12 protein-coding genes are annotated in these 14794 nt (G+C 68.6%); 6 read left to right on the top strand and 6 right to left on the bottom strand.

What is annotated here, in order from left to right:
- Window positions 1-110 precede the first annotated feature (110 nt).
- The 6 genes from ACFVM3_RS39750 to ACFVM3_RS39775 form a co-directional block, all read right to left on the bottom strand.
- A complete protein-coding gene (locus ACFVM3_RS39750; protein ID WP_378444950.1) occupies window positions 111-638 on the bottom strand; it encodes a hypothetical protein in 528 nt (175 codons plus the stop codon).
- The gene (locus ACFVM3_RS39755; protein ID WP_378444951.1) at window positions 638-940 is read right to left on the bottom strand and encodes a cold shock domain-containing protein; all 303 of its coding nucleotides are present in this window, start codon (window positions 938-940) and stop codon (window positions 638-640) included. The genes ACFVM3_RS39750 and ACFVM3_RS39755 overlap by 1 nt, the downstream gene beginning before the upstream one ends.
- 72 nt (window positions 941-1012) lie before the next feature.
- On the bottom strand, window positions 1013-1576 hold the full coding sequence (locus ACFVM3_RS39760) for an FKBP-type peptidyl-prolyl cis-trans isomerase (protein WP_378444952.1): 564 nt from the start codon (window positions 1574-1576) through the stop codon (window positions 1013-1015).
- Window positions 1577-1586: 10 nt separating this feature from the next.
- Window positions 1587-3842: a HelD family protein gene (locus ACFVM3_RS39765; RefSeq protein WP_378444953.1), complete on the bottom strand. Its 2256-nt coding sequence runs from the start codon at window positions 3840-3842 to the stop codon at window positions 1587-1589.
- A gap of 70 nt (window positions 3843-3912) precedes the next feature.
- Window positions 3913-5094 carry an MFS transporter gene (locus ACFVM3_RS39770; protein WP_378444954.1) on the bottom strand — a complete coding sequence of 394 codons (1182 nt, stop codon included), beginning with the start codon at window positions 5092-5094 and terminating at the stop codon, window positions 3913-3915.
- 246 nt (window positions 5095-5340) lie between these two features.
- Complete coding sequence (locus tag ACFVM3_RS39775; RefSeq protein ID WP_125736362.1) at window positions 5341-6321, bottom strand: heme o synthase; 981 nt, start codon at window positions 6319-6321, stop codon at window positions 5341-5343.
- A 300-nt stretch (window positions 6322-6621) separates the two neighbouring features.
- On the opposite strand from ACFVM3_RS39775, the gene tkt reads away from it, so the two are divergent.
- The 6 genes from tkt to pgl are packed head-to-tail and all read left to right on the top strand — an operon-like array spanning window position 6622 to window position 14748.
- Window positions 6622-8724, top strand: coding sequence for a transketolase (tkt, locus tag ACFVM3_RS39780; RefSeq protein ID WP_378444955.1), 2103 nt, complete (start codon window positions 6622-6624; stop codon window positions 8722-8724).
- A 10-nt stretch (window positions 8725-8734) separates the two neighbouring features.
- Entirely contained in the window at window positions 8735-9847 is a 1113-nt protein-coding gene (gene tal / locus ACFVM3_RS39785; protein WP_192745224.1) for a transaldolase, read from the top strand.
- An 8-nt stretch (window positions 9848-9855) separates the two neighbouring features.
- Window positions 9856-11475 (top strand): glucose-6-phosphate isomerase, encoded by a 1620-nt coding sequence (locus ACFVM3_RS39790; protein ID WP_378444956.1) that lies wholly within the window; start codon window positions 9856-9858, stop codon window positions 11473-11475.
- Window positions 11472-13001: a glucose-6-phosphate dehydrogenase gene (gene zwf, locus ACFVM3_RS39795; protein WP_378444957.1), complete on the top strand. Its 1530-nt coding sequence runs from the start codon at window positions 11472-11474 to the stop codon at window positions 12999-13001. The genes ACFVM3_RS39790 and zwf overlap by 4 nt, the downstream gene beginning before the upstream one ends.
- Window positions 12998-13996: a glucose-6-phosphate dehydrogenase assembly protein OpcA gene (opcA, locus tag ACFVM3_RS39800; RefSeq protein ID WP_378444958.1), complete on the top strand. Its 999-nt coding sequence runs from the start codon at window positions 12998-13000 to the stop codon at window positions 13994-13996. Before zwf ends, opcA begins: the two co-directional genes overlap by 4 nt.
- Window positions 13993-14748 (top strand): 6-phosphogluconolactonase, encoded by a 756-nt coding sequence (gene pgl / locus ACFVM3_RS39805; RefSeq protein WP_125674957.1) that lies wholly within the window; start codon window positions 13993-13995, stop codon window positions 14746-14748. The genes opcA and pgl overlap by 4 nt, the downstream gene beginning before the upstream one ends.
- Window positions 14749-14794 lie beyond the last annotated feature (46 nt).

The raw sequence follows: 14794 nt of genomic DNA on the forward strand, positions 1-14794 counted from the left end.
ACAACCCCGCCCCTCCATCAGACGGTGTTGCAACAACCCCATGACTCCGAGCCTCCTTAAGGGATCCAGAGTCCCTCAAGGAGGCCTTCACGGACTTCAGCCGGCGAAATTCACCGGCTGGCTTCCAGCACGTCCAAAGTGGTGGAGAAGCCCCCTTGACCAGTGCCGGCTCGAACATCGCCGCACGGCCCACAGAAAAGTGAATAATGGAAAACGAACTTCAAGTTCGCGGTACCATTGTTCTTAACCTTGAAAGTACAGCTTCCATACAGGTCATACTTGGTATTGTCCGACTTGTTCCCTTGCACCGTCGAATGCCAGAAATAGTCGACCGGAATATTGCTGTGCGAATCATGGTAAGGGAGCTGCATATGACCGGCCGTACAATTCATCGGACCCGCCGCGATCGCCTGCACAGCAGGCGCGATACGAAAGGACCAGGACATGGGTACCGCTTGACCGGGTTTGGTCAGCGCCTGCCCAGTGAACCTGCCATGCGCGTCCGTCTCGTCAAAAGTGGTCTTGGCCTGCGTGAAGGTGAAATGATGGTCGGCGTACGCAGGAGCGACCGAAACTCCAAGGAACACGAGGAAGCCGGCCAGTATCACACCGAATCTTCCCAACCGAAGCGTATTCATCACTTTCCCCCTGTCGACTTTATCCACAGTGCGCGTAAGTGATATTCGTCTTGTTCAGCATGCTCGACGGTCAACTCGACATGATCACCGACGAGAAGTTGCTTGAAACCATTGGGCAGCACACCCCTGCTCGCCGAGTCAACGGTCGAATAATGAACCCAGATCGGGTCAGCGAAATCGGACGACTGAACTTCACCCCAGCCGTCATCGACATGCCACAGGCGAACGATACCGCGATGGATTCGCCCGTCCGAGAACCCCATTTCGAACATCACCCCCTGTCGATCAAAGTAAAGACTCATGAAAGGGAGGTCAACATCTCGCCGGCAAGGACACTCGAACGAGCGGCGTCGGGTTTACCGCGCAAGATCGATCTACACGGGGGGAACCGTGACGGCGTCGGTGACGAACACCAAGGTCTCGTTCGGCTTGATACCTCGACCGCCCTGGCCATAGCCGAGGTCCGGCGGGATGATCAGCAACCGCCTGCCGTCCTGTTTGACGCCGACCAGGCCTTGGTCCCAACCCTGGATGACCATCCCCGCACCGAGAGTCAGGTCGAGCGGTTCGCCGCGGTCGAAGGAACTGTCCAGTTTTCGCTTGTCCGACCAGGTCATCACCGTGTAGTTCATCTTCAGGTTCGCGCCTGCCTTGGCGCCCTCGCCGGTACCGGGTTCGAGGTCCTTGGTGATGAGCTTCTTCGGCGGGTCGCAGTCGTCCGGGATGGTGATGGTCGGCGCTTCGCCGAACTTCCCGGTGGTCTTCACGTCCTCGGCCGTGCATTCCTTGCCCTTCGGGGCGGCCGGGGCCGACGACGACGCCGACGCGGGGGCCGCGCCGGAGGTCTGGGCCGAACCTGCGGTGTTCTGTTTCTCGCCACAGGCCGCCAGGGCGAGTACGCCCGCGCCGATGACCACGATCTTGCCGAATGTGCGCATGCGGCCGACCTTAGCCAAGACCCTCCAGCGCGGGAACAAGGTCACCGGTCTGCACTACGCCCATCCGCCGGGTCGCCCTGGTCAGGGCCACATAAAGATCGTTGAGCCCGCGCGGCGACTCGGCGACGACCTCGTCCGGCGCGATCAGCACCACGGAGTCGAACTCGAGGCCCTTCGCCCGGTCCACCGCCATCACCGACACCCGGTCACCCGCCTCGCCGAGCGTCTCCGAGAGCGAAGCGACCAGGGACGACGGGCACAGCACGGCGACCGTCCCACCGTCCACAACGGACAGTTCGGCGTCGACGATGCCGGGCAGTTCCGCGGTGAGGTCCGCCGGGTCGACGGAACGCAGCCAAGGCTCGAAACCCGTCTCCCGCACCGAAACCGGCGCCTCGAGTTCCGGGTTGACCTCGGCGAGAACCCGGGACGCGACGGCCATGATCTCCGCCGGGGTCCGGTAGTTGACGGTCAGTTCTTCGAGCCGCCAGCGATCGGCGACGTACGGCGAAAGCGCCTCGCCCCACGTCCGCGCCCCACCGGCCGCCCCGGTCTGGGCGACGTCGCCGACCAGTGTCATCGACCGGTTCGGCGACCGGCGCATCAGCAGCCGCCAGTCCATCGCGGTCAGTTCCTGCGCCTCGTCGACGATCACGTGCCCGAACGTCCACGTCCGGTCCTGCGCGGCCCGCTGCGCCGCGGTCATCTCGCTGCGACGCTGCTGGCGCTCGGCGAACAGCTCCGCGTCGAGGACGTCGCCCACCCGCAGCAGCTCCTCGTCGACGATCTCTTCGTCCTGTTCGAGGATGTCGAGCACACCTTCCGCGTAGGCGCGGTCCTCCCGCTCGCGGCGAGCGGCCTCGGCACGGGCTTCGGTGTCGTCCTCGCCGAGCAGCTCGGCGAGTTCGTCGAGCAGCGGGACGTCCGACGGGCTCCACTTCGCGTCCGTCGGGCTGTAGAGATGGTCACGATCGGTGTCCGACAGGGCTTTTCCGGACGCGCTGCGCAACCGTTCGCGGTCGGCGAACAGCTCGTCGAGCACGATCTCGGGGGTGAGTTTCGGCCACAGCCCGTCGATCGCGGCTGCCACGTTCCGGTCCGCGGCGACCTCGGCCCGGATGTCCTGGACGTCCCGCGCGTCGAGCAGGTCCTCCCCCAGTTTGCGGGCGGCCTGCCGGGTCAGCGCGTCGAGGAGGTCCGAGACGAAGATCCGCCGGGCGAGGTTGTGCGGACGGCGCGACCGGCGGGCCCGCGTCCGCGCCTCGGTGCAGGTCTTGCGGTCGAGCATGAGGATCTCGCGCTCGAACTCGATCTCCAGCACCGGTTCCGGCACGCGCTGCCGGTCTCGGACCGCGTTGGCGAGCACGTCGGCCATCACCGGGCGGCCCTTGATCTCGGCGGCCTCGCGGGTGACCGGACCGTCGGCGTCCAGCCCGGGGTACAGCTGCCCGATCGTGGCCAGCAGCACCCCCGTCTCGCCCAGCGACGGCAGGACCTGCCCGATGTAGCGGAGGAACGTGCTGTTCGGCCCGACCACCAGCACGCCACGCGTGGTCAGCTGCTGGCGATGCGTGTAGAGCAGGTACGCCGCGCGGTGCAACGCGACGGCGGTCTTGCCGGTTCCCGGACCGCCTTGGACCACGAGGACACCGTTCGGCGACGCGCGGATGATGCGGTCCTGTTCGGCCTGGATGGTGGCGACGATGTCGCTCATCTCGCCGGTGCGACGGCGTTCGAGCGCGGCCAGCAGCGCCGCCTCGCCCGCGAGGCCGAGGTCCTGGCCCTGGTCCGCGGCGGAGAGGTCGAGGATCTCGTCGTCGACGCCGACGACCTTCCGGCTCAGCGACCGGATGTGGCGGCGACGCCGCACCCCTTCGGGTGAAGCGGCGGTGGCGAGGTAGAAGGGCCGCGCGACCGGCGCGCGCCAGTCGACGAGCAGCGGACGGTACTCGTCGTCCTCGTCGAACAGCCCGAGCCGCCCGATGTAGGTCGTCTCCTCGGCGTGGTCCGGAAGGAAATCGAGGCGGCCGAAGCACAGGCCCTGCTCGACGGAGCTCAGCTGGGCCAGCCTGTCGGTGTACAGCGTCGTGGCGACGTCGCGTTCGGTGCGCGCCTGCGGGGTGCCGCCGGTCTGGCGCAGCGTCTCGTCGAGCCTGCGCTGCGCGTCGGCGCGTTCGGCGTCGAGCTTGCGGTAGAGGGCGGTGACGTACTGCTGCTCGAGCGCGACGTCCTGCTCGAGCGCGTCGGGTTCCCGGTCCGGGGACACGGACAAAAGCAGCCTGCTTTCGAGAGGTGGGACAGGGGCCGAACGAGTTACAACGGCGCCCGCCATCATCTCATTCCCGCACTCTCACCCGGACCAGGAGGAAGGCGGTGAGGGACAGGACGGTGGCCACACTCGCCCACACGACGTTCTCGTGGAGCAGCGCGGCGAAGGTGGCCGCGACACCCGCGATGGACTGAGCGACGAACCCGCACAACGCGACGGCGTACGCGCCGTGGCCGGGCACTTCGCTCACCGCGACGGCCATACTGCTCGGGAAAAGCGCGGCCTGGCCGAAGGTGGTCCCGCAGTAGAGCGCGACGAACGTCACGAACGCGGCCGTGAGCGGGATCGCGGGCACGAGCCACAAGACGACCGTCAGCAGGCCGGCGGCGGTCATGACCAGCGCGCCCGCCCGCATCAGCCACGGCGAGCCTTTGCGCCCGGCCAGCCGGTTCACCAGCAGCGCGCCGGCGAAGTAGGCCAGGCCGAAGAGCAGGCCGAGGCCGCCGTACTGGTCGACGCTCAGCCCGAAGTGCTGCTGGAAGACGAACGGCGAGACCTCCTGGAGGAGCACGATCGTCGCGAAGCCGAGCCCGGCCGCGATCGTCGGCCGCAGGAACGCCGGAACGGTGAGGATCCGGAGGTAGATCCGGATCATGCCCGTCTTCTCGCCACGGCTCTTGTGGAGCGGGATCGTCAGCGTGCCCAGGACGCACAGCGCGCCCACCGCCGTCAGCACCGCGAAACCGCCCTGCCACCCGCCGATCAGCCCGCCGGCGAACTGCCCGCCGCCGAGTGCGGTGACGAACGCGATGGACAGCACCGAAAGCCGTTTGGCGAGCGCGTCGCCGTCACCGAGATCACGCACGGCGATACGGGCGATGATCGCCGCGCCTCCAGCACCGATCCCTTGCAGGGTACGGAGAACGAGGAGCCACGTGGGCGACGTGTTGACGATGAGGACCGCGCTGGCGACGACGAACAGGCCCAGCGACGCCAGCATCGCGGCCCGGCGCCCGAGACGGTCGGCCGCCCGGCCCCACAGCACCACCGGCGCCGCCGCGCCGATGACGAACAGCGACACCGAGAGCGCCGCGACACTGCGCGACACCCCGAAGTCGCGCTCGACCATCGGAAGGGAAGGGAGGTAGATCGTCGTCGCCATCTGCGCGGTGAAGACGATCAGGCAGGCGACCGCCATGGTCGCGCGCCCGGCACGGACGGTGGCTGGGCGTTCGGTCGTACTCGTCACTCCGCCGGACGGTACTGACGGGTAGCCGGGCCGGGTAGCGCGCTCCAGCAGGTGGGAAGCCGGGTCCGAACGTCCCGAAGGGCCCTTTCAGGACGTTCATCGTCTCAAAGGTGACCTTCAGGACAGGCGGGCCGCGCAGCGCGAGCGGATCCGCGCGTTCCCAATGTCGCCCCCAGAGCACAACACGCGTGAAGGCCCCCTTCCCTCAGCTGAGCCGAGGGAAGGGGGCCTTCACGCGCTACAAGATCAGAAAGGCAGCCCGATGGCAGGCAGCCCGATCGCCGAGTCCACCGCCAGCGCGACGAACACGATCATCAGGTACGTGTTCGACCGGTGGAACAGCGACATCGGCTTGGTCTCCTCGCCGCGCCGCACCGCCGCGTTCAGGCTGTGCGCGTAGAAGAGGAACCAGCCGCCCGCCAGGAGCGCGAACGTCGTGTAGATCCAGCTCGTCACCGGGACCAGCAGCAGCGTCCACGCGACCATCACCCACGAGTAGATGACGATCTGCCGCGCCACGTGCTGCGGGGTGGCGACCACCGGCAGCATCGGCACGCCGGCGCGCTCGTAGTCCTCGCGGTACTTCATGCCCAGCGCCCAGGTGTGCGGCGGGGTCCAGAAGAAGATGACGCCGAACATCACGAACGCGGGCCACTCGACGGTGCCGGTGACGGCGGCCCAGCCGATGACGACCGGCATACAGCCCGCCGCGCCGCCCCAGACCACGTTCTGTGACGTACGCCGCTTCAACACCAGCGTGTAGACGAAGATGTAGAAGAGGATCGTCACGATCGCGAGGATCGCCGACAGCAGGTTCACCGTGAAATAGAGCACGACGAACGACAGGACGCCGAGCACGAGACCGAAGATCAGCGCGCCGCGCCGGGGTACCGATTCCTTCACCAGCGGGCGGCGCTTCGTGCGGTTCATCACCTTGTCGATGTCCGCGTCGATGACGCAGTTCAAGGCGTTGGCGCTGCCGGCGGCCATGGTTCCGCCCACGAGCGTCGCGAGCACCAGCCACGGCGACGGGATTTCCCTGCCTGCCAGGAACATCGCGGGAATCGTGGTGACCAGGAGGAGCTCGATCACCCTGGGCTTCGCGAGGGCGGCGTACGCGCCGACGACCTGGCGGATTGTTCGCCGGCCACCGTGCGGTCGTTCACCGGTCGGATGTACGGCGCTGGTGCTGTCACTGCGTCCGTGCGCAGCGTTCACCAACGACATTTCACTCCCTGCGTCAGTTTTCGGGGCGGGGTCCACCAGGCTTCCGGGTGATGTGGCGGCCCCGGCTCCGGAGTGTTCTGAACCCTTCCCCGATGTTAGACGTGCTGTTTCCAGAGGGTGATCGCGGGTCCTCGACCGGCCGAACCATTAGGCTGGCCGCGGTAGCTCGCGGCGTACCACTGCGAACGGCCCGGACCAGGAATATCGTCCCTTCCGGATCGATTGAGATTAGTAGCGGTACACGTGGGTTACCCACGAGCGAAGAGAAGCCACAACCTGATGACGGGGAGTTCGAGTTCAGTGTCCGAAACCGCCTCTACCAGCGAGAAGAACCCACTCCTCCGGCGCAACGTGCCCGCCGACTGGACCGACCTCGACACGCGGGCCGTCGACACCGTTCGGGTGCTCGCCGCGGACGCGGTCGAGAACTGCGGCAGCGGTCACCCCGGCACCGCGATGAGCCTGGCGCCGCTCGCGTACACGCTCTTCCAGCGGACGCTGCGTCATGACCCGGCGGACCCCGAGTGGCCCGCTCGCGACCGCTTCGTCCTCTCCGCCGGTCACTCGAGCCTCACCCTCTACATCCAGCTGTACCTCGCCGGGTTCGGCCTGGAGCTGGAAGACCTGAAGCAGCTGCGCAAGTGGGACTCGAAGACCCCTGGCCACCCGGAGTACCGCCACACCAAGGGCGTCGAGACCACCACCGGTCCGCTGGGCCAGGGCCTGGCCAACGCGGTCGGCATGGCGATGGCGGCCCGCCGCGAGCGCGGCCTGCTGGACCCGGACGCCCCGCAGGGCGAGAGCATCTTCGACCACTACGTCTACGTGATCGCCTCCGACGGTGACATCGAAGAGGGCGTCACCGCCGAGGCCTCTTCGATCGCCGGCCGCCAGGAGCTGGGCAACCTGATCGTCTTCTGGGACGACAACGAGATCTCGATCGAGGACGACACCAAGATCGCGCTGTCCGAGGACGTCGTGAAGCGCTACGAGGCCTACGGGTGGCACACCCAGGTCGTCGAAGGTGGCGAGGACGTCGTCGCGATCGAAGAGGCCATCAAGGCCGCGAAGGCCGAGACCGAGCGCCCGTCGTTCATCGCGCTGAAGACCGTCATCGGGTACCCGGCGCCGAAGAAGATGGGCACCGGCAAGGCCCACGGCGCCGCGCTCGGCGCCGAAGAGGTCGCCGCGGTCAAGGAGATCCTCGGTTTCGACCCGGAGCGGAGCTTCCAGGTCGACGACGAGGTCATCGCCCACACCCGCCAGGCCGTCGACCGCGGCAAGACCGCCCGCGCCGAATGGCAGGAGAAGTTCGAGGCGTGGGGCGCCGCCAACCCGGAGCGCAAGAAGATCGCGGACCGGATGTCGACCCGCACGCTGCCCGAGGGCTTCGCGGACAACCTGCCGACCTGGGAGCCGGACGCCAAGGGCATCGCGACCCGCAAGGCCTCCGGTGAGGTGCTCAACGCCCTCGCCGAGCCGCTTCCCGAGCTGTGGGGCGGTTCCGCGGACCTCGCGGAAAGCAACAACACCACCATGAAGGGGGCCGACTCGTTCGGCCCGGAGAAGGCTTCCACCGACATGTGGAAGACCAGCCCGTACGGCCGGACGCTGCACTTCGGCATCCGCGAGCACGCGATGGGCTCGATCCTCAACGGCATCGCGCTGCACGGCGGCACCCGCCCCTACGGCGCGACGTTCCTGATCTTCTCCGACTACATGCGCCCGCCCGTGCGGCTGGCCGCGCTGATGAAGGCGCCGGTCACCTACGTGTGGACGCACGACTCGATCGGCCTGGGCGAGGACGGCCCCACCCACCAGCCGATCGAGCAGCTCTCCTCGCTGCGCGCGATCCCCGGCCTCAACGTCGTCCGCCCGGCGGACGCCAACGAGACCGCGTACGCGTGGAAGGCCGTCCTGGAGGACGTCCACCACCCGTCGGGCCTCGCGCTGACCCGGCAGAACGTGCCGGTGCTGGAGGGCACCAGCGCCGAAGGCGTCAAGCGGGGCGGTTACGTCCTCGCCGAGGCGTCCAACGGCAGCCCCGAGGTCGTGCTGATCGCGACCGGCTCCGAGGTCCAGCTGGCCGTCGAGGCCCGCAAGACCCTCGAAGCCGACGGCATCCCGGCGAGCGTCGTCTCGATGCCGTGTGTCGAGTGGTTCGACGCGCAGGACCAGTCCTACAAGGACGCCGTGATCCCGCCGTCGGTCAAGGCACGCGTCTCCGTCGAAGCCGGTGTCGCCCAGTCGTGGCACCGCTTCACCGGTGACGCCGGGGTGAACGTTTCGATCGAGCACTTCGGTGCGTCGGCCGACGCCGCCACACTGTTCCGTGAGTTCGGTTTCACCGCGGAGGCAGTCGTCGAGGCCGCCCGTCGCTCGATCGCCAACACCAAGAACTGAGAGGACTCCAATGAGCAACGACAAGCTCGCGCAGCTGTCCGAGGCCGGGGTGTCGATCTGGCTCGACGACCTGTCTCGTGAGCGCCTGAACACCGGCAACCTCGCGGACCTGATCCGCGACAAGCACGTCGTGGGCGTCACGACCAACCCGACGATCTTCGCCAACGCGATGTCGAAGGGCGAGGCGTACGACGAGCAGACCAAGGAGCTCGCCGCCCGCGGCGCCGACGTCGAGGCCACCATCCGCGAGCTGACCACCACCGACGTGCGCAACGCCGCGGACCTGTTCCGCGACGTCTACACCGCCACGAACGGGGTCGACGGGCGCGTGTCCATCGAGGTGGACCCGCGGCTGGCCAAGGACTCCGACAAGACGGTGGCCGAGGCGCAGGACCTGTGGAAGACCGTCGACCGGCCGAACGTGCTGATCAAGATCCCGGCCACCGAAGAGGGTCTCCCGGCGATCACCAAGACCCTGGCCGAGGGCATCAGCGTCAACGTCACGCTGATCTTCTCGGTCGAGCGGTACCGGGCGGTCATCGAGGCCTACTTCGCCGGGCTGGAGCAGGCCAAGGCGAACGGCCACGACCTCAAGGGCATCCACTCGGTCGCGTCGTTCTTCGTGTCCCGTGTGGACACCGAGATCGACAAGCGCCTCGACGCGATCGGCACCGACGCGGCCACCGCGCTGCGCGGTGAGGCCGCCATCGCCAACGCGCGGCTCGCGTACGCGGCGTTCGAGGAGCTGTTCGCTTCGGACCGCTGGAAGGCGCTCGCCGAGGCCGGCGCGAACCCGCAGCGTCCGCTGTGGGCCTCCACCGGCGTGAAGGACCCGCAGTACTCCGACACCCGCTACGTGGACCAGCTCGTCGTCAAGGACACGGTCAACACGATGCCGGAGAAGACCCTCGAAGCGGCGGGCGACCACGCCGAGATCACCGGCGACACGGTGACCGGCAAGGGCCCCGACGCGCAGGTCGTCTTCGACAAGCTGCGCGTGGTCGGCATCGACATCGACGACGTGTTCCTCACCCTCGAGAACGAGGGCGTCGAGAAGTTCGAGAAGTCGTGGACCGAGCTTCTCGAAACCGTCACCGGGCAGCTGGAAAAGGCAAAGGACTGATCTGGACCATGGCAGGGGAAACGACCGGCGTCGAAATCGTCGACGCCGCCCTGGCCGGCGAAGCCGCTCCGTTCGCGGAGCGGCTCGTCGCCGACCAGGTCGCATCGAAACTGGCGTCCCAGGACGCCACACTGTGGGGTCCCGAAGCCGAGTCCGAAGCGTCGATCCGTCTCTCGTGGACGACGCTGCACAAGTCCTCGCGGCCGTTGATCGGCGAGATCGAGGCACTGCGGACCGACCTGCGTTCCGAGGGCGTCGACCGCGTCGTCCTCGCGGGCATGGGCGGTTCGTCGCTGGCCCCCGAGGTCATCACCGCGACCGACGGCGTCGCGCTGACGGTCCTCGACACCACCGACCCCGGTCAGGTCGCCGACGCGCTCGCCGGTGACCTGGAGCGCACGGTCATCGTGGTGTCGTCGAAATCCGGCGGCACCGTCGAGACCGACAGCCACCGGCGGATCTTCGCGAAGGCCTTCGCCGACGCGGGCATCGACGCGGCGCGGCGGATCGTGGTCGTCACCGACCCCGGCTCACCGTTCGCGGAACTGTCCGAAAAGGAGGGTTACCGCAAGGTCTTCCTCGCCGACCCGAACGTCGGCGGCCGTTACTCGGCGCTGACCGCGTTCGGGCTCGTCCCGGCCGGGCTCGCCGGCGCGGACGTCGCCCGCCTGCTCGACCAGGCCGCTTCGGTGGCCGACGAGCTGGCCGCCGACTCCGTGGACAACCCCGCGGTCAAGCTCGCGTCGGCGTGGGTCGCGGCGCACGAAAAGGGCGCCGAGAAGATCGTCATCGGCGACACCGGATCGGGCATCAAGGGCTTCGCCGACTGGGCGGAGCAGCTGATCGCCGAATCCACCGGCAAACAGGGCACCGGTCTCCTGCCGGTCGCCGTCGAAGGCCCGAGCGCTCCCGGCTTCGCCGACGCCAAGGCCGACGCCACCCCGGTGGCGGTCGGACCTGCGGAAGGCGCCGCGAAGATCTCCGTGACCGGCTCGCTCGGCGCGCAGTTCCTGCTGTGGGAGTTCGCGACCGCGCTCGCCGGGCGGCTGCTCGGGATCAACCCGTTCGACCAGCCCGACGTCGAGGCCGCCAAGAAGGCCGCGCGGTCGCTGCTCGACAACCCGGACAAGCTCAAGGGCGGCGAGAAGCCGTCCACTGTGGACGGCGCGGTCGAGGTGTTCGGCTCGGAAGACGTCTCGACGGACGGAAAGCTCGCGGACATCCTGCGGGCTTTCTTCGACTCCGCACCGGAAACCGGCTACATCGCGGTGCAGGCGTACCTCGACCGGCTCGACGACGCGTCGACCGCGGTCCTGCGCGGCGAGATCGCCAAGCGGACCGGCCGCCAGACCACCTTCGGGTGGGGGCCGCGGTTCCTGCACTCGACCGGGCAGTACCACAAGGGCGGGCACCAGAACGGTGTCTTCCTGCAGATCACCGGCGCCGTCGAGGACGATCTCGACGTTCCGGACCGGCCGTACACGCTGGGCGTCCTGCAGCACGCGCAGGCGCTGGGCGACGGCCAGGTGCTCGCCGAGCACGGCCGTCCGGTGCTGCGCCTGCACCTCACCGACCGGGCCGCCGGCCTGGCCGGACTGGTCCGCGCGGTACAGGAGGCCGGCGAGTGACACGAGCCTGGAACAACCCGCTGCGCGACCCGCGCGACAAGCGGCTGCCGCGGATCGCCGGGCCGTCCAGCCTGGTGATCTTCGGCGTCACCGGTGACCTCGCCCGCAAGAAGCTGATGCCGGCGATCTACGACCTCGCCCATCGCGGCCTGCTGCCCGCCGGGTTCTCGCTCGTCGGGTTCGCCCGGCGGGACTGGGAGCACCAGGACTTCGGCGAGCTGGTGCACGACTCGGTCAAGGAGCACGCGCGGACGCCGTTCAAGGAGTCGGTGTGGAACCGGCTCGCCGAAGGCATCCGGTTCGTCCAGGGCACCTTCGACGACGATGACGCCTTCGACCGGCTCGCGCAGACGGTCAAGGACCTCGACGCCGAACGGGGTACCGGTGGCAACACCGCGTTCTACCTGTCGATCCCGCCGAGCGCGTTCCCGGTGGTGACCAAGCAGCTCGCCCGCTCCGGCCTCGCCGAGGCGAGCGAGGACACCTGGCGCCGCGTCGTCATCGAGAAGCCCTTCGGCCGCGATCTCAAGAGCGCCAAGGAGCTCAACGAGATCGTGAACGACGTCTTCCCCGAGGAGTCGGTGTTCCGCATCGACCACTACCTCGGCAAAGAGACGGTGCAGAACCTGCTGGCGCTGCGCTTCGCGAACCAGCTGTTCGAGCCGATCTGGAACGCCAACTACGTCGACCACGTGCAGATCACCATGGCCGAGGACATCGGTCTCGGCGGCCGCGCGGGGTACTACGACGGCATCGGCGCCGCACGCGACGTCATCCAGAACCACCTGCTGCAGCTCCTCGCGCTGACCGCGATGGAGGAGCCGGTCTCGTTCGCTCCGCGCGCCCTCCGTGCGGAGAAGGTCAAGGTGCTGTCGGCGACCAAGCCGCTGGCGCCGTTCGACGAGACCACCGCGCGCGGGCAGTACGCGGGCGGTTGGCAGGGCGGCATGAAGGTGCCGGGCCTGCTGCAGGAAGGTGGTTTCGCGAAGGACTCGACCACCGAGACCTACGCCGCGGTGACGCTGGAGGTGCAGAACCGCCGCTGGGCCGGGGTTCCGTTCTACCTGCGCACCGGCAAGCGGCTGGGCCGCCGGGTCACCGAGATCGCCGTGGTGTTCAAGCGGGCGCCGCATCTGCCCTTCGACTCGACCTCGACCGAGGAACTTGGCCAGAACGCGCTGGTGATCCGGGTGCAGCCCGACGAAGGCATCACGCTGCGGTTCGGGTCGAAGGTGCCGGGGACCACGATGGAGGTCCGCGACGTCACCATGGACTTCGGCTACGGGCACGCGTTCACCGAGTCGTCCCCGGAGGCCTACGAACGGCTCATCCTGGACGTGCTGCTCGGCGAACCGTCGCTGTTCCCGGTGAACGAAGAGGTCGAACTGTCCTGGGAGATCCTGGACCCGATCCTCGACCACTGGGCCAAGCAGGGCGCGCCCGAGGCGTACCCGCCCGGTTCGTGGGGACCGCCGTCCGCGGACGAAATGCTGGAACGTACCGGCCGGAACTGGAGGCGTCCGTGATCATCGACCTGCCGTCGACCACGACGTCGCAGCTGAACAAGAAACTCGTCGAGATCCGCGAACAGGGCGGGCAGGTGGCGCTCGGCCGGGTGCTGACGCTGGTCATAGTGGCCGACGACGACGACAAACTCGAAGAGGCGATCGAGGCCGCCAACGAGGCCAGCCGGGAACACCCCTCACGGGTGATCGTGGTGGCCAAGGGCGCGCGGACCGCGGCGCCGCGGATCGACGGCCAGATCCGGGTCGGCGGCGACGCCGGCGCGAGCGAGGTCATCGTCCTGCGGCTCTACGGCCCGCTGGCCTCGCAGGGGCAGAGCGCGGTCGTGCCGCTGCTGCTGCCGGACGCGCCGATCGTCACCTGGTGGCCGGGCACCGGTCCGAAGGCTCCGGCCAAGGACCCGCTCGGTGAGCTGGCCCAGCGCCGGATCACCGACTCGGCGGCGGAAAAGGCACCCATAAGAGCACTCACCACCCGGGCGAAGTCCTATGTGGAGGGTGACACCGACCTGGCGTGGACCCGGCTGACCCGGTGGCGCGCGCAGCTGGTGTCCGCTTTGGACCTGCCGCCGTACGAGAAGGTCACCGGCGCGACGGTGACCGGCGAGGCCGACTCGCCGTCGACCGAACTGCTCGCCGGCTGGCTGGCCGAGTACCTCAAGGTGCCGGTGAAGCGGGTCAAGAGCAGCGGCGCCGCGGGCATCATCTCGGTGACGCTGGACCGGCGTTCGGGACCGGTGGAACTGCACCGCCCGGACGGACGGGTCGGCATGCTGACCCAGCCGGGCCAGCCGACGCGCCGGATCGCCCTGCAGCGGCGGGACAACAAGGACTGCCTGATCGAGGAGCTGCGGCGGCTCGACCCGGACGAGGTCTATGAGGCTTCACTGAACGGGCTCGGCAAGATTTCGTCGGGTACCGCGGCCAAGGCCGCTCCGGCGAAGAAGGCGGCTCCGGCCAAGAAGACGCCCGCCAAGACCACGAAGAGCGCCTCATGAGCAAGACCGAGGTCGTCGTCTACGAGAATCCGGACCTCCTGGCCGCCGCCGCGGCGGCCAGGCTGGTCACCCGGATCGTCGACGTCCAGGCCGCCAAGGGCTCCGCTTCGGTGGTGCTCACCGGCGGCGGCACGGGAATCGCGATCCTGCGCGAACTGCGCGACTCCAGTGCCCGTGACGCCATCGACTGGTCGCGTCTGGACCTCTACTGGGGTGACGAGCGCTTCGTCCCGGCGGACTCGGACGACCGCAACGAGAAGCAGGCCCGCGAGGCGCTGCTCGACCACGTCCCGCTCGACCCGAAGCGGGTGCACGCCATGGCACCTTCGGACGGCGAGTTCGGGGATGACGTCGACGCGGCGGCCGCGGCCTACGCGGAGGTCCTGGCGGCCAACGACGCGGCGTTCGACATCATGCTGCTGGGCCTCGGCGGGGAGGGGCACACCGCCTCGATCTTCCCCGACAGCCCGGCGGTGCACGAGAAGGAACGCTCGGTCGTCGCGGTGCGGGACTGCCCCAAGCCGCCGCCGACCCGGATCTCGCTGACCCTGCCCGCGATCCGTCGCGCGCAGGACATCTGGCTGGTCACCGGCGGCGACGCCAAGGCCGACGCCGTCGCGCAGGCGCTGGCCGGTGCGGGCGAGGTCGAGATCCCGGTGGCGGGAGCACGCGGCAGCCGCCGCACGCTCTGGCTGCTGGACCGGGGCTCCGCCTCGAAACTCACGAAGGTCTACCAGCCGCCTACGGGCTGACGCTTTCGCGTGTGAAGGCCCCCTTCCCCTCGGCTGAGCCGAGGGG

The organism is Amycolatopsis sp. NPDC057786, assembly GCF_042797905.1.
GTDB lineage: Bacteria > Actinomycetota > Actinomycetes > Mycobacteriales > Pseudonocardiaceae > Amycolatopsis.